Below are 23,136 nucleotides of genomic sequence, written 5' to 3'. Positions count from 1 at the left end.
TTTTCTTTCTTTAATTGTTACTATTCAGTGATTAAGCCTTTATACCTTTCTTGGCTAAGAGAGCCTTGTCTTGGTCTGTCAGCTTGTCAATGACGTAAGTTCCAATATATGAAATCTGCATTTCATCGAGGATGTCTACCAAATGACGATAAGAAGCTTGATCAGTTGGCTTGATAATGACAGTCATAGTAGAAACCTTCTTGCCATTAATCATACCAGTCTTGATCGCAGACAACTCAGCCTGATAAATGCTGTCAGGATAAGAAGCTGGATTAGCCTGCTTCTTACGATTGAGTTCCTTCACAGCGATGTCCATATCCTGATATGGGATAGAGACTGGATCACCTGCTGAAGGGTCACCCACCTGCTTATGCTGAAGAACGTAGCGAATACCACTTGGAGTGTTACTCCAATCAGCTGGCTTCAACCAATTAGCGTTATCATACTCTGGTTTACCGTTACCGTAGAAGATTTTATCTCCGTCAGCAATGTAAATCGTAATAGAGTGTGACTCCTTGGCCTCATTCTTCTGAGTATCCTTCTGAGTTTTATCATTACTTGGCATCGTCAACTCCATAGTTGAAGGCTTGCTAAGTGAAGTACAAAGCATGAAGAAGGTAATCAGCAACATAAGCATATCCACCATCGGCGTAAAGTCTACGCGGACGGTCATCTTCTTCTGCTTGCCGCCTCCTTTTCCTGTATCCATCATTTCCATACTTTGATCTCCTTACTTATTAGCTGCCTGCGCAGCCTTTTTAGCGTCCAACTGTGTGATCATATAGTAATGGCTCTCATCCATATCCTGGAGTTCGCTCATTACCTTCTTAACGGTACCATAAGGAGAATCGGAATCAGACTTGATAGCAAGTCTAACCTTAGGGTTCACCTGGCGGGCTGCGTTAACCCACTGTTGGAACTCAGTCATCTCCTGTCCTTGGATACTATCGAGAGGAATACCCATCTTAGGGAGTTCTTTACCACGCTCAGCAGCTGGCTTTGATAAATAAGCAGCTAACTTATCGAGCGGAGTACCAAATGTAGACTCAGCAACAAAAGTTTTCTTCTGTGCAGGAGTCAATGTAATGCCCATATTATCTACGATTTGTCCCAACTCATTGGTGTTATCGTAGCTCAAGAAAACCTGGCCTTCGCCAGTAGGCTTTCCTGTAGGTCCCTTTTCAGGACTCACAAGAATTGTCAAGACACCATTCTCAGGCACCTTAGTTTCAGACACAGAACCTGGAGTATTTACCTTCACTGGCTCGTTCTTAACGAACGTTGATGTCAGCATGAAGAAGGTAAGCAACAGGGTCATAACGTCTGACATAGGCGTCATGTCGATAAAAGTGTCATTCTTCTTAACTTTTACTTTACCCATAGCGATAAATTATTAAAGGGTTAGCAAAAATTAAGCCTCGTCTGTGTGGTTTACTTCGTATGTCTGAGCGATAGAATAACCAACCTCGTCGAGGGCGAAAGTCAACTTGTCAACCTTGTTAGAGTAGTAACCATAAGAAACTACCGCACACCAAGATGTTGCAATACCGAATGCGGTGTTGATCAACGCCTCAGAAATACCAGCAGAAAGTGCAGCAGAGTCAGCACCACCACCTGCAGCAAGAGCAGAGAACGACTTAATCATACCGGTTACAGTACCGAGAAGACCAGTAAGAGTACCAAGTGTTACGAGAGTAGCAATGATAGGGAGGTTCATTGTCAGAGTTGGCATCTCAAGCTGAGTAGCCTCCTCGTGAGCCTGCTGAATCTTAGCTACCTTCTGAGCCTTCTTAAGGTTAGCATTAGCACCAGTCTCCATATCCTTGTAAGCGTTCAAAGAAGCCTTAACAACGTTTGCTACAGAACCCTTCTGCTGATCGCAGAGCTGGTTAGCCTTAGCAAGATCATTAGCGTTAAGAGCACTCTTGATGTTTGCAACGAACTTTGGAAGGGCACCCTTACCAAAAGCAGTCTTCAAAGCCATCCAACGCTCGATAGACATAGCGAGCACTGTCAACAAGAGAGTGTGGATAACAGGAACGACTACGCCACCCTTAAAGATGGTACCCCAAACGTCTGCTGGGTTCTCACGTGCAGCTCCATCCTGGAAGTGCATCTCATTACCGAACCATGTGTAGAACAATGTGAACGCAACGACAGCGCAAACGACGATAATCCAGAATGCACCTCTAACTCCTGTGAAGCCCTCAGACTTTTTCTGTGGGGCTGGTTTTTGTTGTGTAGTTGCCATAATTTGATAAAATTTTAATTTTTAGGTTATTAATGAATTAATTTGTTAATATCTTTCTGATTTATAAGCATTTGTATCTTACCGCCATTATAAAAGGGGGTTCAACACTGCTTCTTATCTCCGCAAAGATAGTAATTAAAAGAAAACTACAGCTACGATTAATAACATTTAACAGTTATAAATGTACAGTTTCTATCTCATCTTTATTACTATCTGCATTTCCGATTCCTATTTAAGTTTTGAAAGTACTTCTTTAATACGACGAAGCGCTTCCTTTATATTTTCATCACTTGTCGCATAACTCATTCTAAAACAGTCTGGAGCACCAAAAGCATCACCACCCACTGTTGCTACACATCCTTCTTCAAGAATATACATAGCAAGGTCGGATGAGTTATTAATCACATGCTTGCCATCTGTCTTTCCAAAGAAGCTGGAGCATTTAGGGAAGAGATAGAATGCACCTTGTGGCACATTTACCTCAAGTCCAGGGATTTCTTTTGCCAGACTAACAATCAGATCACGACGGCGACGGAATGTCTCTCGATACTCAGTTACACAAGATTGATCTTCAACATATGCCGCAACAGCAGCCATCTGACTTACGCTACATGTACCTGATGTATATTGTCCTTGCAACTTATTGAGACCTTTTACAATCCACTCTGGTGCTGCTACCCAACCGATTCTCCAGCCAGTCATAGCATAAGCCTTACTAACTCCGTTACAAAGAATCGTACGTTCTTTCATTCCAGAACAAGATGCGATACTGCTATGGCCACCTATATAACTAATGTGTTCGTAAATCTCATCTGAAAGAACAAACACGTCTTCATGTGCCAAGACAACCTTTGACAAAGCCTCCAACTCCTCTGCAGTATAAACACTACCAGTAGGATTACTTGGAGAGCAAAGAATTATCATCTTTGTCTTTGGTGTAATAGCCTCTTCTAACTGCTCTGCGGTAATCTTAAAGTCTTGCTCAATTCCTGCAGAAACAATAACAGGAACACCGCCAGCGAGTTTAACCATCTGTGGATAGCTCACCCAATAAGGTGCAGGAATAAGCACCTCATCACCTGGATTCACCAAAGCCAAAACAGCATTGCAAACACCCTGCTTACCACCAGTACCAACAATAATCTCTGATGCAGCATAATCAAGATTGTTTTCATCTTTCAGCTTCTTTGAGATAGCCTCTCTCAAAGCAGGATAACCAGGAACAGGAGAATACTTAGAGAAGTTATCATCAATAGCCTTTTTGCCCGCCTCCTTAACATGATCAGGAGTCATGAAGTCTGGTTCTCCCACACTCATGTTGATAACATTAATTCCCTGCGCTTTCATTTCACTACTCTTCTGCGACATTGCTAATGTCTCAGAAGGCGCCAATCGATTTAAACGATCTGATAGTTGTGCCATTTCGAACCTTATCTTTCTTTATAAATAATATCAAGTACAAAAGTACGCAAAATCATTTTGATAACGCAACTTTTCTTTCTTTATTTTATCAATATAAGAATTTTAGTGCCGATTTGTCAGTTGATGATAAGGAAATAATATAATAAATGAGAAATTCCATAGCTCAAACTATACAAAATGAATTTGTACATTCTTTAATTAATATACTCATAAACTGCAATCAGCAATATAAGTCAAAGCCATCATGATAATTATATTAAGGACAACATCCACCTCTATCGTATTAGAAATATATTTACAAAACACCTATGATAAATTGAGGGAAATCAACGCTTATAAGCTTATAAAAGCCTACTTATAACTATCAAATTATCAAGCTATTAAGAGCCATACATTAAAAGGTGCTTAATTGGCTTTCAAAAGGGCATCTATTGAAGCCTTAAAGAGCACCTTTTGAACCTCAATTGGGCATCTTTTAGAAGCCAATTTAGCGTCAACAGAAAACGAGGTGATAAAAAAATAGGACAAATCGTCTCACAAAAGCAGTACCCATCTTTTGTTCTTTCCCATTAGAAGGGGGTAAGCTCTATCACATCCCTAACCTTTTTGAAGGAATAGTCATTCTTCTTGATGATAAACCTCGTTCAAAGTATATCGTAGTTTTATATTTATAAGGTGGAGTTTATTAATTAGCTTTGTCATCTTCCGAAAGTATCTTCGAGGGCAAATTGATAGTGAACGAAGAAGTTATGCAAACATAATGACTACGTGAACTGACAATTTGAGTCGAAGAGAGTCCGATATATGACAAAGCTAATAAATAGAACCCATCTTAAAGATGCAAGTCGTGTCCCATACGATCACGCTTGGTCTTCAGATAGCGATAGTCAAACTTATTTGGAGTTATCTCAATAGGTACATTCTCCTCAATCTCTAAGCCATAAGCCTCAAGGCCTACTCGCTTCGTTGGATTGTTTGTTATCAAACGCATCTTATGAACACCAAGATGACGCAACATCTGTGCTCCACAACCATAATCGCGTTCGTCTGGACGGAAACCAAGATGAAGGTTAGCCTCAACCGTATCAAGACCTTGGTCTTGCAACTTATAGGCTGCAATCTTATTCATCAAACCAATGCCACGACCTTCCTGCTGCATATAGATAATAACACCCTTGCCTTCTTTCTCAATCATCTCCATCGCCTTATGAAGTTGTTCGCCACAATCACAACGCTGACTACCAAGGATGTCACCCGTTGCACATGATGAGTGTACACGTACAAGTATTGCTTCATCCTCTTTCCATGTACCCTTGATAAGAGCCATGTTTTCCAAACCATTTGCTTGACGGAATGGAATCAAGTGAAACATACCATATTGTGTAGGGAGTTCTACTTCCTCACCAACGACAATACTTGTTTCCTTCTTCAAACGATAGGCAATAATGTCCTTGATACTGATAATCTTCATACCCCATTCCTTTGCACGCTTCTGCAAATCAGGCATACGAGCCATCGTACCATCTTCGTTCATAATCTCCATTAACACACCAGCAGGGAAACAACCTGCGAGCTTACAGAGGTCGACAGCGGCTTCAGTATGACCCGAACGACGCAAAACACCATTATCCTGAGCATAAAGTGGATTGACATGTCCAGGACGGCCGAAAGTCTGAGGAGTAGAATTAGGATCAGCCAAAGCCTTAATTGTTTCAGCACGATCGTGTGTAGACACACCTGTTGAACAGCCTTCCAACTTATCAACCGTAACGGTGAAAGGAGTTCCAAGTACTGATGTGTTATCAGAAACCTGATGAGGCAAATCCAATTCCTCCGCACGTGATATCGTTATAGGAACACAAAGCACACCTCGTGCATTCTTCAACATGAAGTTAACCTTCTCTGGCGTTATCATTTCTGCAGCCATAATAAGGTCGCCTTCATTCTCTCGGTCTTCATCATCTACTACGATAACGAACTTTCCCTCCCGAAAGTCTTTCAGTGCATCCTCGATGCTATCAAGTTTAAATTCTTCCATATAGTTACTGATTTACATTGTTTTTATCAATAGCCCCTTGCTTCCTCTTTTTCCTTTATACGTTGTATCTCTGCGATAATCGTATCATTACAGCTAATAATAGTACGAAGGTCGCGATAAAGACGTAAGCGGAAACGCCACATTCGGAAGTAGAAGAAAATACCAGCAGGCACTATAACTGCTGCAAGAATGTTCGACCACTTATGATCGAATGGTCTTGTATGTGCCTTTACTGCTAATATTGGGTATTTATTTAATTCTGCCATGATGACTTTATTACGCGTATTGCCTAAGTCTTCTATGACATTTTCAAGTTCATCATTAATCTTCTCAATGACATGATCCGTATGATAGCGGAAGAACACCTTTATAATATTAGGCGCAGACTTCAACCTGCGTGTCTTAGCATACTCCGTAATTCTTACGCTCAGATCATTAAGTTGTTCTGCTGCCTTACTATAATCAGGGTCATTTAAGATAACCTCCTTGCTGGCCACACTACGTTTCACACGCATTCCAAACATCTTCATCAACATGTTCTTATACATATCCGCATTGAACACTGTTGAATCATTGTTCGCCTTGTAGGTGAAGAATACAGCCATTGGGATAAGAACAGCCATAGACAATCCTTTACCAAACCATATCGCCCAGTCTCCCTGACGTGACATTCGATAACCAGTATTATCGAGGATATAAAAAATAATGAACACGATAACGCTGATAATGATAGGAATACCCAATCCTCCCTTACGGATAATCGCACCAAGTGGAGCTCCGATAAAGAAGAAGATAATACATATCAACGACAAGGTGAACTTGTTAATCGTCTCAATATCATGTAAACGGATTAGTCTATCACCGTCGCTGGTTATCATACTCTTAAAGTCAAGGTCGCTAACTTCTTGCTGAACGGTTGACAACGCTTGGTCTATTACATAACGACGCTGGTCTGCAGGAAGCTTTTTAAATACCGAGTCTACATTAAATGCCTTTTCTCCCGACAGCTTTATAGCCTGTTTCTTCTCGGAAGCTTTAAGGTTAGGATCTCGATAATAAACTGTCTGCGCATCCTTATAGAAAGCATTACCCACACTATCATAAACATGCACTAAGGAGTCCTTGTCGTGCTGTATCTTCTGAATACTCTTCGTACGGGCATCGTTAGAGATACCAGCCATGTCCGTAAGATTGAAGTCTCCATCGAAATCAAGAACTATATGCTTGTGTGCAAATGTCTCTCGACGATAAGGAACACTGGCACTATTACCCATTTCCTGCGAGCGCATATTCTCAAACCACTCGCCACTCCATAGGTTCAGAACCAGATGTTTCTTATCCGCTGTAGACTGCAACATACCTGAGTCTGCAAGGATAATAGCCTGATCTTCGTAGCTATCCGTCATTCGGTACACCATAATATTATATAGGTGACCAGTCTTCAAGTCTTTCTTCTCTACGTAGAGATTGGTTTGTGGAATACCATCATAGAAGATTCCTTCTGGGATTTCCAACTCAGGACTCTTCTGCTTCATAGAGATAAGCAGTTGGGCTATATGTTTATGTGCTATTGGTCCTACGTTATTTTGGAAATAAAAAGAGCCAAAAGCAATAAAAATACTAACAACAATCAGTCCTCTAAACGACTGAATCAAAGAGATACCAGCTGCTTTTATTGCTGTCAACTCTGAACTTTCGCCAAGGTTACCATAGGAAATAAGCGATGAAAGAAGAATCGCCAAAGGAAGCGCTTGCGGCACCATCATCAAGCTCATATACCAAAAGAATTGTCCAAGAACATCCATTGACAATCCTTTTCCAATCAAGTCATCAACATATCGCCACAAGAACTGCATCATCAACACAAACAAGCTGATGAAGAATGTTCCCATGAAAAGCATACCAAACTGCTTGGCAATGAATATATCTAACTTCTTGATTTGAAACATGATATAATAACGAGGTTCTTATCCTCCCTTATTTTATGTGCGAAGCTATTACGAATAAAAGCAGAGAAATCTTGCTTTTAACCTGTAAAGTACGACTTACCTTTTGCAAAATTACATAAAAATATCAGAGTAATGGTCTTTTTTAGTATTTTTATTCTTTTACCACCGTCTTTCCTTTTATAACATCTACCCTCCTCTACTCTTTACTCTTTTGTTTATACATCTTCTCCATAAAGCGCTACAACTTCAAAAGAAGTAACACTGGAAAGGCTCTTTCTTTCTCTATCTGTACAATATACTGAGTAAACAAAGAACATCATTCCACTCTTACAACCCCTCTAAACAACAGAATAGAGTATATGGACGGCTACTTCAACGTCGTGTCATATACCCTATTCCGATTACAATATATTTATAAAAGATTACATTCCTGTTATACGATGTAGGCGGTCTATATTCTGATTCCAAAGTTGTTCCAACCCTTCCACATCATCATCATCAGCGAAGTCAGTAACCAACAGATGATAGTTGCCAGCAATCTCGCTATGAAACATCTTCATTTCCCAATAAGAATCACTATCAGACGAGTCCCAATGAAAACGTATATAATTGTTTTTTACCATTTCGACAACTGTTGCCGTATGTGTATCGTGTTCACGTAGCGGGTTACCCCAAATAAAGGTTGCCACATCTTCATCAATCGTTACTTCATCTGCCAACCATTTCATCAAACCAATTGGTGTGCTAATCAGTGCCCACACAGCACTGCCCGAACGTGTTTTCAATTCGTATTCCAGTTCGATTTTCTTATTCATCTTCAATTATTACGTTTAATATTATTCTTTTTACAACTCTCTTTTTCTGCTATCAACGCTTCAAAAACATTCTATTAAAAGACATTCTTCATACAAGTCAGTTTTTAGCAGTTGTACAAATAGTGCTTAAAAACAACATTGTCTACATCATGTTAGAACTACAATTCTCTTTTCATGCGCCATACAGAAGGACATATCTTTAACGAACAAAGCCCCATTTTATTGCCTGATCACCAAACTAACAGATAAATTCGTCAGTAATATCACAAAACAAGAAATGCTGTTATCACACAAAATAACAACATGTTATATAGTCGTCTATTCCTATTATCAGGTGCAAATATAAAACTTTTTATCGAATATCCGTTAAAAAAACGACTTAATATTTGCGAGTATGATATTTTCTTCATACCTTTGCACCCGCTTTCAAGAACGAAAGTTAAATGGACGGCGGGATAGCTCAGTTGGTTAGAGCGTCGGATTCATAATCCGGAGGTCCGGGGATCGTAGCCCCGTCCCGCTACAAAAAGGTTGATAATCATTATGATTACCAACCTTTTTTGTTTTCTATACAACCCAATGCACGCCTCAATATGAGTTTAAGCAGACAGGAAAGATCTTATTATAAAGTATTCTTAACTTCATCGTACATACACATATCTTACAGGAATATTTTTATTTCATTTTCCTGTCACTTTTAACACTTCGTTTATTCCTCTGTAAACTAACAAGTTAAGCACATACAACAAATGACAGCAGTGACAGCAAATTGAATTTCACCAATTATCCAAGCAGCTCCACAAACTAAATGTGTATCCACACTAAATATCTACTGTTCCACGAAAACTTATCAAGAAGTAGCAACTATTCATAGCGTTCGCAATAGCTCCTACCAATAATTCCCATTACAAACTATCATAAAACTTACAAGGCGAGCCTTTCGACTCGCCTTGTGAATTTAATCAGTAACAGGTTATAAAACCTTATGGAAGGCTGATAGCCTCACTTGGACAAACTGATGCACAAGTACCACACTCAGTACAAGCGTCTGCATCAATTTTATAGATATCACCCTCAGAGATAGCCTCTACTGGACATTCGTCGATACATGTACCACAAGCGATACAATCATTACCAATTACGTAAGCCATAATATAAATAATTTATAATGTTAATAATGTTCTTGTATTACAAATAGGCTCAATACCTAAATTTGATGATGCAAAGTTAGAAATAATTTCTTGAATACCTAAACATATTGATAAAAATTACAAATATTTAGACGGCATAAAAATAAAAATCATGAAATGTTTTTCAATCTAACTTATTAACAAACAGACTATTATATATCTTTTTGAAACAATTATAAACAACAGATTAACCTCTATTTAGTCAAAACATCCTTTCCACTCCCTACCTAAAAAGGATGAGAAGGCAGAAAAGTTGGACGAGAACTTTATTAATATAGACAATAAAACCAGTAGAAATACGTTTGAAGATTAATTATGAAAAGAATATTAGTAGCCCTCATCCTATTGGCTTCTGTGCTTACAATCCACGCACAGGAACGAAGAGTGCAGAACCGCCCTTATACGGATCTGCGTGATTTTCATTTCGGAGTGCTCGTTGGTACACATCTGCAAGACCTTGAACTTAACAATGTTGGACCACAAATGATTGACCTTGATGATGGCAACGGAGTGGTTCAGAAGATTGTTTCAGCCGATCAAGACCGTTGGGATGCTGGATTCACTGTGGGTGTATTGGGTGAGTTGCGCCTCAATTCTACCTTTCAGTTGCGTATGGCTCCAGCTATGTACTTTGGCACTCGACATCTGACTTTCCGTAATATTACAGACCTTAATACACAAGGAGAGTCTACAGAGCAGGTACAAGAACTCAAAACAGCATACATTTCTTGCGCTTTCGACCTCATTGCAGCTGCTCCACGCTTTAACAACCATCGCCCTTACGTGATGTTAGGTCTGAATCCTATGCTCAACCTCTCAGGTAAAGACAATGATTATATCAAGCTCAAACGTAGCGATGTCTTCGTAGAAGTAGGACTTGGATGCGATTTCTACCTCCCTTATTTCAAGCTACGCCCAGAATTGAAGTTCATGTACAGCCTTACAAACAGTCTTGACAAGAGTCATGCAAAGAACCTACAAGACAAGAATATGCTCATGTACACCAACTCTGTTAACGAAACACGAGCTAAGATGATAGCACTTACTTTCTACTTCGAGTAAATCCTTTATTTGTCAAGCAAATAGACATGGCATAAAAGATTAATAACGAAGAAAGACTTATCGAAAGCAAACAGAATCTATGCAATATTGAAGTTACACTCCAAAATTGCATAGATTTTTTTTAAAACACACTTTTCCCTTGTACGTACGCTCTTTTTTATGTATTTTTGGAGTGCTACTTCAAAATTGCATAGATTAGATTTATAAAATTATTCATTTACTAAATAAGAATCTAAAGTTCATAAACTAAAGAAATTATGAGAAAGTCTATTATCCTAATCGTTGCACTCATAGCAAGTCTGAACATAAGTGCACAAACTAAAGAGAAGCAAGATAGCCTGAACATACCAGTATATCTTGTAGATGGAGTTGAGGTACAGAACATCGATAACCTTGACCAAAAAGACATCATTAGTATGAATGTTATCAAAAACAGTGACTTCAACAAGTTGTTTTATCCACGTACTGGCGGTGTAATTCTGATTACAACAAAATCAAAGAAGTATCTGAAGCCTATCATCCAAAAGCATCAAGATGAGATGAAGAAGGCAAATGACAACAAGAAGTCTGGGAAGGTTTACATAAGATAAAGGTGCTCACAAACACCTTTAATAATACGATAACGCTATTAGACTATAGCTTTTTACATCATAACCAATGTCCAATAGTAGCTGAATAATCGTCAACTGCTGCTATTGGGATTGGTTCTTATAAACAAACGAGATTGATTACACCAAATTAATACCATGCATAAAACAAAATGCAAATAGATACGATAGCTGCTTCAACAAACAACTTATTCCATTATCAGATACTACTTGTAAACTATTTTCATACAACTCAAATCTAATATATGCTCTTTTGGCTTCTTAAAGACGCCTAATTGACTTGCAAAAGGTGCCCTTTTGAGGTCTTACTAACGCCCTTTTGAAGTCCAATTAAGCACCTTTTCTTATACCACTTTATAACTGACTGATTTCCTGTTAGTTGTAGACATGCTCTTTATACCTATTTTTGCCCTTATTTATAGATGTTTTATTCGAAATTATGTAATGATTTTTCAAATCCCTATCTACATTTTTTTAACACATTAAGATGAAAAGGTTTTCTGCTTTGAAAGATGATAATAGAATAGACAGTGGACTGTTTTAGCTATGTATTCGCTTAATGATTAACTCTCAATAACGTTTTAGAAAGTATAAAAGACTGTGGGCTACATCAATAAGATTGCTATTGGCAATCATACTGATACAGCCCACATTATTTATATATAGGTCTTATCGATTGAAAGACTTACTTTTTCTTCTTCATATCAAGCACCAACTTACCTACGTAAATAGCATGCTTACCATTCTGATCGTCGCCAACCATCTTGCCGTCAAGGTCTTTCACGTACTCTAACTTTGTAAGATAGGTATGTGAGTGACCACCTAATACAAGGTCAAGTCCACGAGTTCCTGCGATAACCTCCTCATCACTGACACCTTCTATATTCCAACCAAGGTGAGAAATACAGATAATAAGGTCGCACTTCTTTGCCTTTAATTCGTTGATAACCTTCTGTGCACAAGCGACAGGGTCGTTATAAACAATTGGACCATAGTTAGCTTTCACCACAAGACCATCCAACTTAGGAGCAAGACCAAAGACACCAATCTTCAGTCCGTTACGCTTCAAAATGATGTATGGCTTAACCAACTTTGCTAATTCAGTTCCTTTAAAATCATAGTTTGCACAAACGATTGGGAAGTTTGCCTTCTTAAAGAGGCGCACCATATTATCCAAACCAAAGTCAAATTCATGATTACCAATCGTAGCAGCGTCATAGTGCATCTGATTCATCAGTCCCACTTCAACATCACCCTTAAACATTGTGTAATAAGGCGAGCCTTGCGAGAAGTCGCCACTATCAAAGAGTAGCAAGTCAGGGTTCTTTGCACGCTCCTCTTTAAGCATTGCAATACGACGCACAAAACCACCACGATCAGCCTTCATCGTATCAGCAAGATTAGGACTTAGCGGATAAATCTGACTATGTGTATCGTTGGTATGCAGAATTGTTAACTGCTTATCCTGACCGAAAGCGAGAGCAGTTAGGAAGCAGAAAGTAATCAATAATATATTTCTTTTCATATTTATATGTCGTTAAAAGATTATTCCACGCGGATACGTCCTTCTGTGTGAGCATTAACTACCTTACCTTGAGCTGTCTGCTCCTTGAAATAGTTCATAATGATGAAACGTGTGTTGTTACTGCTTTCTTGTGGTGAAACAACACTTGTTGCCGACTTGAAAGCTTCCATCTTATCATTTCCTTGTGCTAAGTAATCGAGCGTAGCAATACGATAACTTGCCTTTGGATCAATCTCCTTACCATGCAAACGAGCAGATTTAAGCTTATGGTCGCGTGTGAAAACAAGTTCTACACCATGGCTAACAGCCTCACCACCAGTATGTGCCATCTGTGAGAACAGCTCTAAAAGTTTCTCACCAGAAAGTGTTACGAAGCAAATTTTGTTCTCGAAAGGTGCAATATCCAACACGTCACCAAAGGTAATCTTACCCTTAGAAAGGGCTGCACGGATACCACCCATATTATAAACACCAAAGTCAACCTTCTCATTATAATCGCGTGCAGCCCACACCATGATGTCAGCCAACAGATTAGAGAGATCGCTCTCTGGGCGGTGTGCCACCATGTCGTGGTCAACCTCTCCCACAACAGGTCCCATCACCGAGTCAACCTTGTGCTTAAATGGTTCCATAAACTTTGCAGCCCCTGCATCAGGAGTAGCATCATATCGATTATCAACCAGCACACGTGTACGCTGAATGCCTGCTAACTCATAATGAGAAGCACAGCCCGTCAACGCTAATAATGCTGTTAATCCAGACAGATAAACCGTTTTATTATTCATATATAATAACTTTTATAATTCTCATAAATATTTATCAGAGTAGAAAATAACCCTACTTTGATTAACTTCCAACATCGCCCATCCTGTCATCTATAGATAACATCACAAGCCGATAATATTCAAAAAGATAATGCAAAAGTAAGAAAAAAAAATGAATCAAATGCTTGTCACAAGACTAAAGATATATTGACACATGGAAAAATACGTTCAAAATAAAGCGCATAGAACTACATATACCTCATTTTAGGTATTGCACGTTATATAGAATATTAATACATTTGCAGATATTTATTAACACTCATAGGATTGTATTTATATGAAGAAAGAAACAATTTATCTATCTCTCGCAATGCTTGCAATTACAAATATCCCTTGTAATGCACAATCAGAAGAGATTAAAGACTCCACATTACATCTCGAAGAAGTAACAATCAGTACTACACGTATGCCTGAAATAAAGCAGAATGCAGCTGCTACAGTTACGATTATTGACCAAAAGCAAATAGCAGAAATGAGCAAGGCGGCTCCTGACATCACCCACCTCTTGGGCATGCTCACGCCTGGTATGGCTCTATCAAGTAATACTACAAGCTCTCGGTCACAATCACTTCGTGGAAGAAGTGCACTCATCCTGATTGATGGTATACCTCAATCAACTCCTTTACGTTCAACAGACCGTGATATCCGAACCATCGATATCGCTGCTATCGACCATATAGAAGTGGTAAAAGGTTCTACCGCTCTCTATGGTAATGGTGCTATCGGAGGATTGATAAACATCATAACTAAGAAGAATACCACCAACAAGGCTGTAGCCGGAGAGACGACTCTCTCGGGTTCAACTTATAACTTCTTCCGTCACGGAAAAGGGCAAGGTTATCGCATCAACCAGCAAGTTTATGGTCGTGTGGGGCAGTTTGATTATCTCGTAAATGGGGCTTTCGGACGTACAGGTAGTGCTATTGATGGTGATGGAAAGTTTATCTCTCCACGCTACGGACTCGGTGATACTTATACAACAAACGTACTTGTTAATCTCGGTTATTCCTTGTCTTCAAAGAACAGAATCGAATTAATGTATAATTTCTATCGTAGTTTGCAAGATACAAAATTGATTCCTTTCGGTGGAAAGTACCTACAAAGTCCTTCTATTGGTATAATTGGCAGCAAGGACCCACAGGCTGTTGACGAGGGAACAAGATACAATCACAATGCCTACCTCAAGTTTACATCAAAGGATATATTCAAACATACCGACTTAGAAGCATCTGTTTATGGTTCGGGAATATATACTATCTTCGACTTCCGTAAGGCTAACCCAGCACAGCCAAGATGGGAAGAAACAAGTGGACAGTCGGCTGTTAAAGACCGTAAGTTTGGTTTCCGCACCCAGTTTAACACTCGACTTATATTCTCAGAGAATGCTTTTGCACATTTAGCATACGGTTATGACTATCTCTACAACAAGACATCTCAACCATTGGTAGATGGTAGATATTGGGTACCATGGTTAACAAGTAACAATCATGCACCCTTTGTCCAAGTGAAGACCACACTTTGGCAGCACCTTAACGTCAAACTTGGAGGACGTTACGACTTCATTAATGTGAACGTACCAGACTATGATGTATTGCGCAATAAGCTCTCCGACCCACAGGTTCAGGTCAAGGGTGGAAAGCTAAAGTATAATAATATGTCTTTTAACGTTGGTCTTTCCTATAACAGATATCGCGCATTTCAACCCTTCGTAGCCTACTCTCAGGGCTTCTCTATCTTTGATTTAGGCCGTACACTACGTGCTGCCAAGGCTGATGTACTCTCTAAGATATCAACAGAACCAGTAAAGACAAACAACTACGAGGTGGGTGTTTACTCTGATATTAACCATTGGTTGCAGTTGAATGGATCTGTTTTCTACACCTATTCTAAGCTTGGAAGTGACCTCAAGATAGAGAATGGTTTCTGGGTAGTAAACCGTACTCCACAGAAGGTGTATGGCGTTGAATTGAGTGCAGATGCACAAATTCTCCGTAACTTAAAGGCTGGTGCTAACTTCTCATGGTTCGAAGGTAAGCTCAAATCAGCTACTGGTAATTGGGACACATATATGTCAAACATTTCCATCCCAGCCGCAAAATTGGCAATGTATGTCAACTATGCTCCTGTCAAGAACACCTATCTCCAACTGCAATACATGCACACCGGTAAGCGTGACAGATTTACTCCTAATGCTTCAGGAGTATATAAGGAGGGTGAAGGTATCGTAAATCGTATCAACTTACTAAACCTTACTGCAGGTGTAAAGATGAAGGTTTGCGACTTAAGTTTAGCTGTATCGAACTTATTGAACTACACTTATTATACACCAGCATCTATGATGATGGCACGTAATGCAGAGTATGCTCACGCTGATGGACGCAAGATAACACTCACCGCAGTATTCAAGTATTAATGTTCAAACACTCGATATACTTATTCTCAGGTACTAAAAGGACATTATATAACAAGGTAAAACTGGATAAAGTTTACCTCTTATAATTATATAAGATACCCTTCTAAAAACAGAAGCTGCCCAAAGTATATCATAAACTATAAGCAGGGAAGACGGAATAGAACAAGGATTCTACCACTTCCCTGCTTTTCTTTTAGTCCTTCCGTTAAAAGTGTAGATTGTTATTGGAATGAGAATAATCCACATACATGGTATGATTTCATCCGATAAGATTGTTTTATAAAGACTCAACACCCAACAACCATCACCCAACACTGGTAAAATTACCTCCAATTAGATGGTTTTAGAACGGGGGATAAACTACATAACAATTGTAATTAGGTGCGATGTCTATCTTATCTTCTACAAACAACTTATTCCTATTAGCCTAATTAGGCTATTTTGTCTAATTGGTCTAATTAGGCTAATAACTTATTATTCTGTCATAATTTTTCACATCATAATTTTGAATACATGCTCTTTTGGCTTCTAAAAGACGCCCAATTGACTTGCAAAAGGTGCCCTTTAAGGCTCTTATTAACGCCCTTTTGGAGTTCAATTAAGCACCTTTTCTTATTCCGTTTTTATTGCTGTCCGATAAAACCTCCATATACTGCAATATCCTCTCTCAATCCTGCTGAAATAGGCATGATTAGTTCTAATTTCAAATTCCAAGCCCCCTAGAATAATGACAACTCTTCTGGTGGGGCTTTTACTTGGGTAATCAATCTATCCCAGTCTCTATGTGGCTGCTCAAAGAAACTTTGTATTGCGACATAACTCATAAGTAAAATTCTTATCATTGTTGCCAAGCCTGAGAAGCTCCAAGGTCTCTTTATTTTGTTCTTCACTAGGGTTATAAGCAGATTGGCTATAAGCGTAATCCATATTTGTATTTTTATAGCATTCGCACTCTCTCCATAGAAGTATCTTAGCGGGAAATTCTGTTTTATTTGTTTAAATAAGGTTTCTATTTGCCATCGTCTCTTATAGATAGCTATAATATCTTCTGCCGACATCTGAAAATCATTGGTCAGCAGTGATATGAATCTGATTTTCCCTTTCTTGGTCTTATCCTGATATGTGATTTTTCTTGCTTTATGGTAAATATCTTTTTCCTTTGTATGCTTATGGAAGAGAATGGTTTCTACGCGTACAACTCCATAATCTGTAGTCATCTGGTAATCCGTATCAGCAATCCTTTCAAAGCTAAGATTATTTTTCATCTTAGTTACATATATAACGCCTCTTTGAGTCAGTTCAGAGAACTTTTCATAGTTTATATAGGCTCTGTCAAAAGCAATCAGTTCCTCATTGGCGTATCGTTCTGGGATAAGTGCAAATTGATCATGACTAGCTGCAGATGTGAACTTGATATCGCTTGGAACATTCTCATTGGCAAATATCTCTGTATGTACTTTTATTCCACCCTTCTTCTTACCAGTTTTGGGATTACGTCCTACTCCTTTAAAGACCAGGTTAGAAAACAGACTGATTGTCGTAGAATCTATTATCTTTAGATTCTTCAGCCATTTGGGCTGTCCACAATTTCGGCTGTCCGAGTAAAGTTCATGGCGATATTTCTCATATAAGTTCATATAGATCGAACCGAATATCTCGGAATCTCGGCGTTTGTTTGCATCTGACAAGGTACTTCGACAAGGAAAATGCTTTAAACCAAGATGATTAAAGCGATTAACATTAGCAAAGAGAGAGGCCTTTATCTCACGCAGAGAGTCTAAACGCATCATTACTGCATAAAGCATGACGACAAGATGATGCCATGCATCAAACTTCTTTATATAGTGTTCACCTCCCTGAGCTTGGCTCAGAGAGAGAATTTTATCACGATTAAAATAGTTTAACAGTTGAACATATAGTGGCTGTCCGATAAAATGTGTACTTTTGTTCATCTTATTTCATTGTTTTATTTTGACAACTACAAAGGAAATAAGAAGGGCTGAATGTGCAAAACAATCAGCCCGTTTTTTTTATTATTCTGAATTAAAAAGATATGAACGCAAAAAAAGTTTTATCGGACACCAATATTCCGTTTTATAACTAATTGATTTCCTGTTGGTTGCAAACCTGCTTTTTATATATGTTTTTGCCGTCCTTTATAGATGTTTTATCCGAAATTATGTAATGATTTTTCAAAATCTTGTCTACTGATTTTCAAAGTCTTAAATGAAATAGTTTTCAATATCAGAGAATGATAATAGAACAGATAGATGACTGTTTTAGCCATGTTTTTGTTTAATGAGTAACTTCGATTCTTCCGTTTACGCAATACGAAAAGTGTCCACACATTTAACGGAAGAACCATTCTCTTACTTCTCAAAAGCCTTATTTATCGCTTCACACCTTATCTACTACCAACGTATAGATAACCCTTCATTACCACATGAGAGACACACTATCAGCCCTTTACACCTCAGAAAAGCAATAGTTGCAACCCTACTAAAACGGCACTAACGCAGAATGCAACTATTAAAAAGCCATTAAACCTTTGACAGAAACGCATAATTACTTACTTTTGCAATACATATCAATCAATTCAACAAAACATTTATTATTATGAAAAAGAGTTTGTTTGTTAGCATGGTTATGCTGTTCGTAGGCATGACTGTCAATGCGCAGGATTACAAAAAACAGTCGTTCATACCAGAAGCAGCTATGCCAGATGCAGGTATCTACCTCCCAGCTCCACCTGACACAGCATCTTATCAATTTGATTATGACTTCCGTCAGTATTGGTGGGGCCGAAAGATGAGAGAGGACAAAGAACGTGCTGCACAAGCAAAGTTCGATGCCAACTTCGATGTTGATTCTGTTCTCGTAGGCTTTGCTCCATCTTTTGGTTTGCTTATCACACCAGAGAAGACACCAGAGACCTACAAACTCATGTGCATGATAGGTATTGATGGCAACCACGCTGTTGACCGTGCTAAAGCGAAATATATGCGTAAACGTCCGTTTGCACAGTTCCATGAGCATACACTTCAACCACAGTTTGAGGCAGAGTTGATTAACAATGGCTCTTATCCTTCAGGTCATACCTGTCGTGGTTGGATCTTCGGATTGACACTGACAGAGTTGAATCCATCACGTGGTAACGAGATTATGAAGCACGCTTACGAGTATGGTCAGAGCCGTGTAATCTGTGGTTATCACTATCAGAGCGATGTCGATGCAGGCCGTCTTTGCGCAAGTGTAGGCTTTGCTGCCGTACAATCATCTGATGCTTTCCAAAAGCAAATGGCAAAGGCTAAGAAAGAAATAGCCAAGGTGCTTGCAACAAATAAGCATTAAAAAGCTAACAATTACTTTGTTATTTCATTGAAAAGTAGTAACTTTGCACCGCTTTTCGGCGTAACCGCTGATCGTGGAAGAGTCATGGATTACGTTACGTTGGAACGACAAACAATATTTAATTAATAGAAAAATGGATTTAATTAAAGTTGCTGAAGAAGCATTTGCAACCGGCAAGCAGTTCCCAGAGTTCAAGGCTGGTGACACCATCACTGTCGCTTACAAAATCGTCGAGGGTAACAAGCATCGTATTCAGCTCTACCGTGGCGTAGTTATCAAGATTTCTGGTCATGGTGAGAAGAAGCGTTTCACAGTTCGTAAGATGTCAGGCACCATTGGTGTTGAGCGTATCTTCCCAATCGAGTCACCAAACATTGATTCTATCGAGGTGAACAAGCGCGGTAAGGTTCGTCGTGCGAAACTCTACTACCTCCGTGAACTCACAGGTAAGGCTGCACGCATCAAGGAGAAGAGAACTGTTGCTGCAGAGAAGTAAGCCCTTGGAAATCCAAGAAAATAAAAGTCCGAAACCATTGGTTTCGGGCTTTTTTATTTACCAATTAATAAGGATTATTAGACATTCATTATTGGTAAAGCTAACAAACGAAGGAGAGAAAGAGTTATCATATTGTATCATCTAAAATGCCTTCTTATCAGTTTTTTGAGGGTAAAGATAAAACTTCTCACCGTAAAAACACATATAAATAATGTAGGGACATACGCTTTGCTTATCTTGTGATAGGTATCACTTACAGATAAACACATCATATGTCCCTACAATCCTTCAGAGATAACCTTTCAGAGATTCCTCCCTACTCAATCTCTCTACAGAGCAATTAATCTTCATAATTCAACTTTGCATCATTTTCACCATGCAAAGCCGCATTTAAGTCTTTCCAATTTTGGAAACCAGCAAAGAGAGCCAGCCTGTCTAAAGTCTTTTTAGAAGGTTTTTCCTTCCCCTTGAAATAGCCAATAATTTTTCTCAATGATGCCGATTCCAAGTGAATGTGATAAAGTGCTAACCTACTGGACAATCTTTCCAAGTCAGAAGCCAGTTCTCTGCGGATATTTGCCTTTTGACCAAGCTCCTCGATAATGGTTCTAAGCTTCTTTTTCATTTCTCATTCTTCACTATATATACTAACGTGATACAAAAGTAATAAAAGAATAAGTAATTAAGTAATATTCAACGACTTTTCTTAAAGTTAAATGTGTTAATTAAACTTGTAAACAAAGAGTGTAAATATAAATTACGTACTACGCTATATAAAATCATCTTGAAATAGAAAAGAAAGTATCAGTTTTGAATAGGCAAAACCACCATAAAAGAAACATTATTTAGCGTATTGTGGCGTCTTCTTTACCACATTCTATCCTCCTCTAAACCACTTATCACACAACATTTAGTACTTCGCACATCACGTGCGGGGCGTTAGCACCCTATGTGCGAAGCATCAACACCACACGTGCGGACCATCCACACAACAACAGAAAAGCAATGAAACTACGCTTGTTTGAATACAAAACGAAAATAACAAGCGTCCTCCTGTAAGGATAGAAATAGAATACTACCCCATACAAAAGGACACTTATATTTCGTCATTTCAACCTAATAGCGCATCAGAAAGCGTATACTATTAGGCTAATCAATGCAATTTATTTCACAGCAATGCACTCAATCTCAACAAGCGCACCCTTTGGCAAAGCCTTAACAGCGAATGCAGAACGTGCTGGATAAGGCTCCTTGAAGAACTCAGCATAAACTTCATTCATTGCAGCGAAGTTCTCCATATCAGAAAGGAATACTGTTGTCTTAACAACATGAGACAGGTCTACACCTGCAGAAGCCAACACATTGCGTACATTAGTGAGCGACTGGCGTGTTTGTTCCTTCACACCACCCTCAACAAAAGCATTGGTAGCTGGGTCAATAGGAAGTGAACCAGATGCGAAAATAAAACCATTGGCTTCGATAGCCTGACTGTAAGGACCTACTGCAGCAGGTGCCTTGTCTGTGTGTAATGCTTGCATATCTTTAAGTAATTTAAAGGGATTAGAGGAGTCAGAGGGTATTCTGCCTGCGCAGGATAGTCCTCACGCTCCAAAGATTGTTTTCTTTTCGAGTGTAAAAGTACAGAATTTCTTCAAAAGAAACAAACCAACACGGCTAATTTACTTAAAAACGATAAGCGTAACGGCGTATTCCATTATTTTTCCTTATCTTTGCACTACCAATTTACATATACCACATAAGTTATATGAAAGAATTAGCTCTTAAGTACGGATGCAATCCGAACCAAAAGCCTTCACGTATCTATATGGAGGAAGGCGAACTCCCAATCACAGTTCTCAGTGGTCGTCCCGGCTACATTAACTTTCTTGATGCGCTCAACAGCTGGCAACTCGTTAAAGAGTTGAAGGCCGCTACTGGTCTGCCTGCAGCTGCATCGTTCAAGCATGTCAGCCCAGCTGGTGCTGCAGTAGGTCTCCCTTTGAGTGATACTCTCAAGAAGATTTACTTTGTCGATGATGTTGACTTCGAGCTTACACCGCTTGCCAGTGCTTATGCACGTGCTCGTGGAGCCGACCGTATGTGTTCTTATGGCGACTTCTGTGCGCTCAGTGACACCTGCGATAAGGAGACAGCATTGCTGATTAAGCGTGAAGTTAGCGATGGTGTTATCGCACCTGACTATACGCCAGAGGCTTTAGAAATTCTGAAGGATAAGCGTAAGGGTGCATACAATGTCATTAAGATTGACCCTAACTATGTGCCTGCTCCTATCGAGAAGAAGCAAGTTTTCGGTATTACATTTGAACAGGGCCGCAACGAGGTGAAGCTTGATGATCCCGCACTCTTCGAGAATATACCGACAAAGAACAAGACATTCACTGAGAATGCTAAGCGTGATCTCATCATTTCGTTGATTACGTTGAAGTATACACAGAGTAACTCTGTTTGCTATGTGAAGGATGGACAGGCGATTGGTATTGGTGCTGGACAGCAGAGTCGTATCCACTGCACCCGCTTAGCTGGTAGTAAGGCTGACGAATGGTGGTTGCGCCAGTGTCCAAAGGTTATGAACCTCCCATTTAAGAAGGGTATTCGCCGTGCTGATAGAGATAACACAATTAATATCTACATCTCTGATGAGTACGAAGATGTGCTGCAGGATGGTGTATGGCAGCAGTTCTTCACAGAATGCCCAGAGCCTCTGACACGTGAGGAACGCAAAGAGTGGATTGCCAAGAATACGGGTGTTGCACTCGGTTCTGATGCATTCTTCCCATTTGGCGACAACATTGAGCGTGCGCATAAGAGTGGTGTAGAATATATAGCACAGGCTGGTGGAAGTATTCGTGACGACCATGTTATTGACACTTGTGACAAATACAACATCGCAATGGCATTTACTGGCGTTCGTTTATTCCATCATTAAAAAGATTGTATATGAGTGATATTGACGATATTATTGAAACAGGAATGGTCTTTCGAGGTGCCTCGAAACCCAAAACCGATGATGGCAAGGTGAAAACCAAAGCCAAGAAAAAGAAGTATATTACTGGTGCACACGGCTCTGGCAGTGCAAAGCAGAAGGCTAAATACCGTCAGCAACGTGCCAACCGACACAAGTAAACAAAACAACAAACGCCCTCATTTCTCCGCCCTTGTCAAAGGGAACTG

Annotated in this window: 20 protein-coding genes and 1 tRNA gene; 8 read left to right on the top strand and 13 right to left on the bottom strand. The window is 39.4% G+C overall.

The window, feature by feature from the left end:
• Positions 1-31 precede the first annotated feature (31 nt).
• The 7 genes from FIU21_RS06315 to FIU21_RS06285 all read right to left on the bottom strand — a co-directional run bounded on the left by FIU21_RS06315 (position 32) and on the right by FIU21_RS06285 (position 8,475).
• On the bottom strand, positions 32-718 hold the full coding sequence (locus FIU21_RS06315) for an ExbD/TolR family protein (RefSeq protein WP_081445984.1): 687 nt from the start codon (positions 716-718) through the stop codon (positions 32-34).
• A gap of 12 nt (positions 719-730) precedes the next feature.
• Positions 731-1,381, bottom strand: a complete 651-nt coding sequence (locus tag FIU21_RS06310) for an ExbD/TolR family protein (protein ID WP_004360426.1) — start codon at positions 1,379-1,381, stop codon at positions 731-733.
• 30 nt (positions 1,382-1,411) lie between these two features.
• The gene (locus FIU21_RS06305; protein WP_004360425.1) at positions 1,412-2,251 is read right to left on the bottom strand and encodes a MotA/TolQ/ExbB proton channel family protein; all 840 of its coding nucleotides are present in this window, start codon (positions 2,249-2,251) and stop codon (positions 1,412-1,414) included.
• A gap of 228 nt (positions 2,252-2,479) precedes the next feature.
• The gene (locus tag FIU21_RS06300) at positions 2,480-3,673 is read right to left on the bottom strand and encodes a pyridoxal phosphate-dependent aminotransferase (protein ID WP_004360424.1); all 1,194 of its coding nucleotides are present in this window, start codon (positions 3,671-3,673) and stop codon (positions 2,480-2,482) included.
• 832 nt (positions 3,674-4,505) lie between these two features.
• Entirely contained in the window at positions 4,506-5,711 is a 1,206-nt protein-coding gene (locus tag FIU21_RS06295) for a bifunctional 3,4-dihydroxy-2-butanone-4-phosphate synthase/GTP cyclohydrolase II (RefSeq protein ID WP_004360423.1), read from the bottom strand.
• A 26-nt stretch (positions 5,712-5,737) separates the two neighbouring features.
• The gene (locus FIU21_RS06290) at positions 5,738-7,660 is read right to left on the bottom strand and encodes an LptF/LptG family permease (protein WP_004360422.1); all 1,923 of its coding nucleotides are present in this window, start codon (positions 7,658-7,660) and stop codon (positions 5,738-5,740) included.
• A gap of 422 nt (positions 7,661-8,082) precedes the next feature.
• Positions 8,083-8,475: an START-like domain-containing protein gene (locus tag FIU21_RS06285; RefSeq protein ID WP_004360421.1), complete on the bottom strand. Its 393-nt coding sequence runs from the start codon at positions 8,473-8,475 to the stop codon at positions 8,083-8,085.
• A gap of 449 nt (positions 8,476-8,924) precedes the next feature.
• Between FIU21_RS06285 and FIU21_RS06280 the strand changes: the two genes are divergently transcribed.
• Positions 8,925-8,998 (top strand) — tRNA-Met (locus tag FIU21_RS06280).
• A 460-nt stretch (positions 8,999-9,458) separates the two neighbouring features.
• On the opposite strand, the gene fdxA is transcribed toward FIU21_RS06280, so the two are convergent.
• Entirely contained in the window at positions 9,459-9,626 is a 168-nt protein-coding gene (fdxA, locus tag FIU21_RS06275) for a 4Fe-4S ferredoxin (protein ID WP_004360420.1), read from the bottom strand.
• A gap of 354 nt (positions 9,627-9,980) precedes the next feature.
• On the opposite strand from fdxA, the gene porT reads away from it, so the two are divergent.
• Positions 9,981-10,727 carry a type IX secretion/gliding motility protein PorT/SprT gene (gene porT / locus FIU21_RS06270; protein WP_036886363.1) on the top strand — a complete coding sequence of 249 codons (747 nt, stop codon included), beginning with the start codon at positions 9,981-9,983 and terminating at the stop codon, positions 10,725-10,727.
• A 257-nt stretch (positions 10,728-10,984) separates the two neighbouring features.
• Positions 10,985-11,317, top strand: a complete 333-nt coding sequence (locus FIU21_RS06265; RefSeq protein ID WP_004360418.1) for a hypothetical protein — start codon at positions 10,985-10,987, stop codon at positions 11,315-11,317.
• Between the two features lie 703 nt (positions 11,318-12,020).
• Here the strand turns inward: FIU21_RS06265 and FIU21_RS06260 are convergent.
• Both FIU21_RS06260 and FIU21_RS06255 read right to left on the bottom strand, forming a co-directional pair.
• Positions 12,021-12,860 (bottom strand): bifunctional metallophosphatase/5'-nucleotidase, encoded by an 840-nt coding sequence (locus FIU21_RS06260; RefSeq protein ID WP_004360417.1) that lies wholly within the window; start codon positions 12,858-12,860, stop codon positions 12,021-12,023.
• A gap of 20 nt (positions 12,861-12,880) precedes the next feature.
• On the bottom strand, positions 12,881-13,645 hold the full coding sequence (locus FIU21_RS06255; RefSeq protein ID WP_004360416.1) for a 5'-nucleotidase C-terminal domain-containing protein: 765 nt from the start codon (positions 13,643-13,645) through the stop codon (positions 12,881-12,883).
• 316 nt (positions 13,646-13,961) lie between these two features.
• On the opposite strand from FIU21_RS06255, the gene FIU21_RS06250 reads away from it, so the two are divergent.
• The gene (locus FIU21_RS06250; protein WP_004360415.1) at positions 13,962-16,097 is read left to right on the top strand and encodes a TonB-dependent receptor; all 2,136 of its coding nucleotides are present in this window, start codon (positions 13,962-13,964) and stop codon (positions 16,095-16,097) included.
• 719 nt (positions 16,098-16,816) lie between these two features.
• On the opposite strand, the gene FIU21_RS06245 is transcribed toward FIU21_RS06250, so the two are convergent.
• Complete coding sequence (locus FIU21_RS06245) at positions 16,817-18,049, bottom strand: IS4 family transposase (protein ID WP_172891309.1); 1,233 nt, start codon at positions 18,047-18,049, stop codon at positions 16,817-16,819.
• Positions 18,050-18,713: 664 nt separating this feature from the next.
• Between FIU21_RS06245 and FIU21_RS06240 the strand changes: the two genes are divergently transcribed.
• Both FIU21_RS06240 and rplS read left to right on the top strand, forming a co-directional pair.
• Complete coding sequence (locus FIU21_RS06240) at positions 18,714-19,448, top strand: acid phosphatase (RefSeq protein ID WP_004360414.1); 735 nt, start codon at positions 18,714-18,716, stop codon at positions 19,446-19,448.
• Positions 19,449-19,581: 133 nt separating this feature from the next.
• Positions 19,582-19,944, top strand: coding sequence for a 50S ribosomal protein L19 (gene rplS, locus FIU21_RS06235; protein WP_004360413.1), 363 nt, complete (start codon positions 19,582-19,584; stop codon positions 19,942-19,944).
• Positions 19,945-20,284: 340 nt separating this feature from the next.
• Here rplS and FIU21_RS06230 read toward each other — a convergent pair whose 3' ends face one another.
• Together FIU21_RS06230 and FIU21_RS06225 are read right to left on the bottom strand one after the other, a co-directional pair.
• Positions 20,285-20,569, bottom strand: coding sequence for a hypothetical protein (locus FIU21_RS06230; RefSeq protein WP_004360412.1), 285 nt, complete (start codon positions 20,567-20,569; stop codon positions 20,285-20,287).
• Positions 20,570-21,107: 538 nt separating this feature from the next.
• Entirely contained in the window at positions 21,108-21,482 is a 375-nt protein-coding gene (locus FIU21_RS06225) for a RidA family protein (protein WP_004360411.1), read from the bottom strand.
• Between the two features lie 227 nt (positions 21,483-21,709).
• Between FIU21_RS06225 and FIU21_RS06220 the strand changes: the two genes are divergently transcribed.
• Both FIU21_RS06220 and FIU21_RS06215 read left to right on the top strand, forming a co-directional pair.
• Positions 21,710-22,891, top strand: a complete 1,182-nt coding sequence (locus FIU21_RS06220; protein WP_004360410.1) for a phosphoribosylaminoimidazolecarboxamide formyltransferase — start codon at positions 21,710-21,712, stop codon at positions 22,889-22,891.
• 11 nt (positions 22,892-22,902) lie between these two features.
• The gene (locus FIU21_RS06215) at positions 22,903-23,088 is read left to right on the top strand and encodes a hypothetical protein (RefSeq protein WP_004360409.1); all 186 of its coding nucleotides are present in this window, start codon (positions 22,903-22,905) and stop codon (positions 23,086-23,088) included.
• The last annotated feature ends 48 nt before the right edge of the window (positions 23,089-23,136 follow it).

The organism is Prevotella melaninogenica, assembly GCF_013267595.1.
Taxonomy (GTDB): domain Bacteria; phylum Bacteroidota; class Bacteroidia; order Bacteroidales; family Bacteroidaceae; genus Prevotella; species Prevotella melaninogenica_D.
The sequence above is the reverse complement of the archived record's forward strand: the minus strand, read 5'-3'. Positions and strand labels throughout refer to the sequence as shown.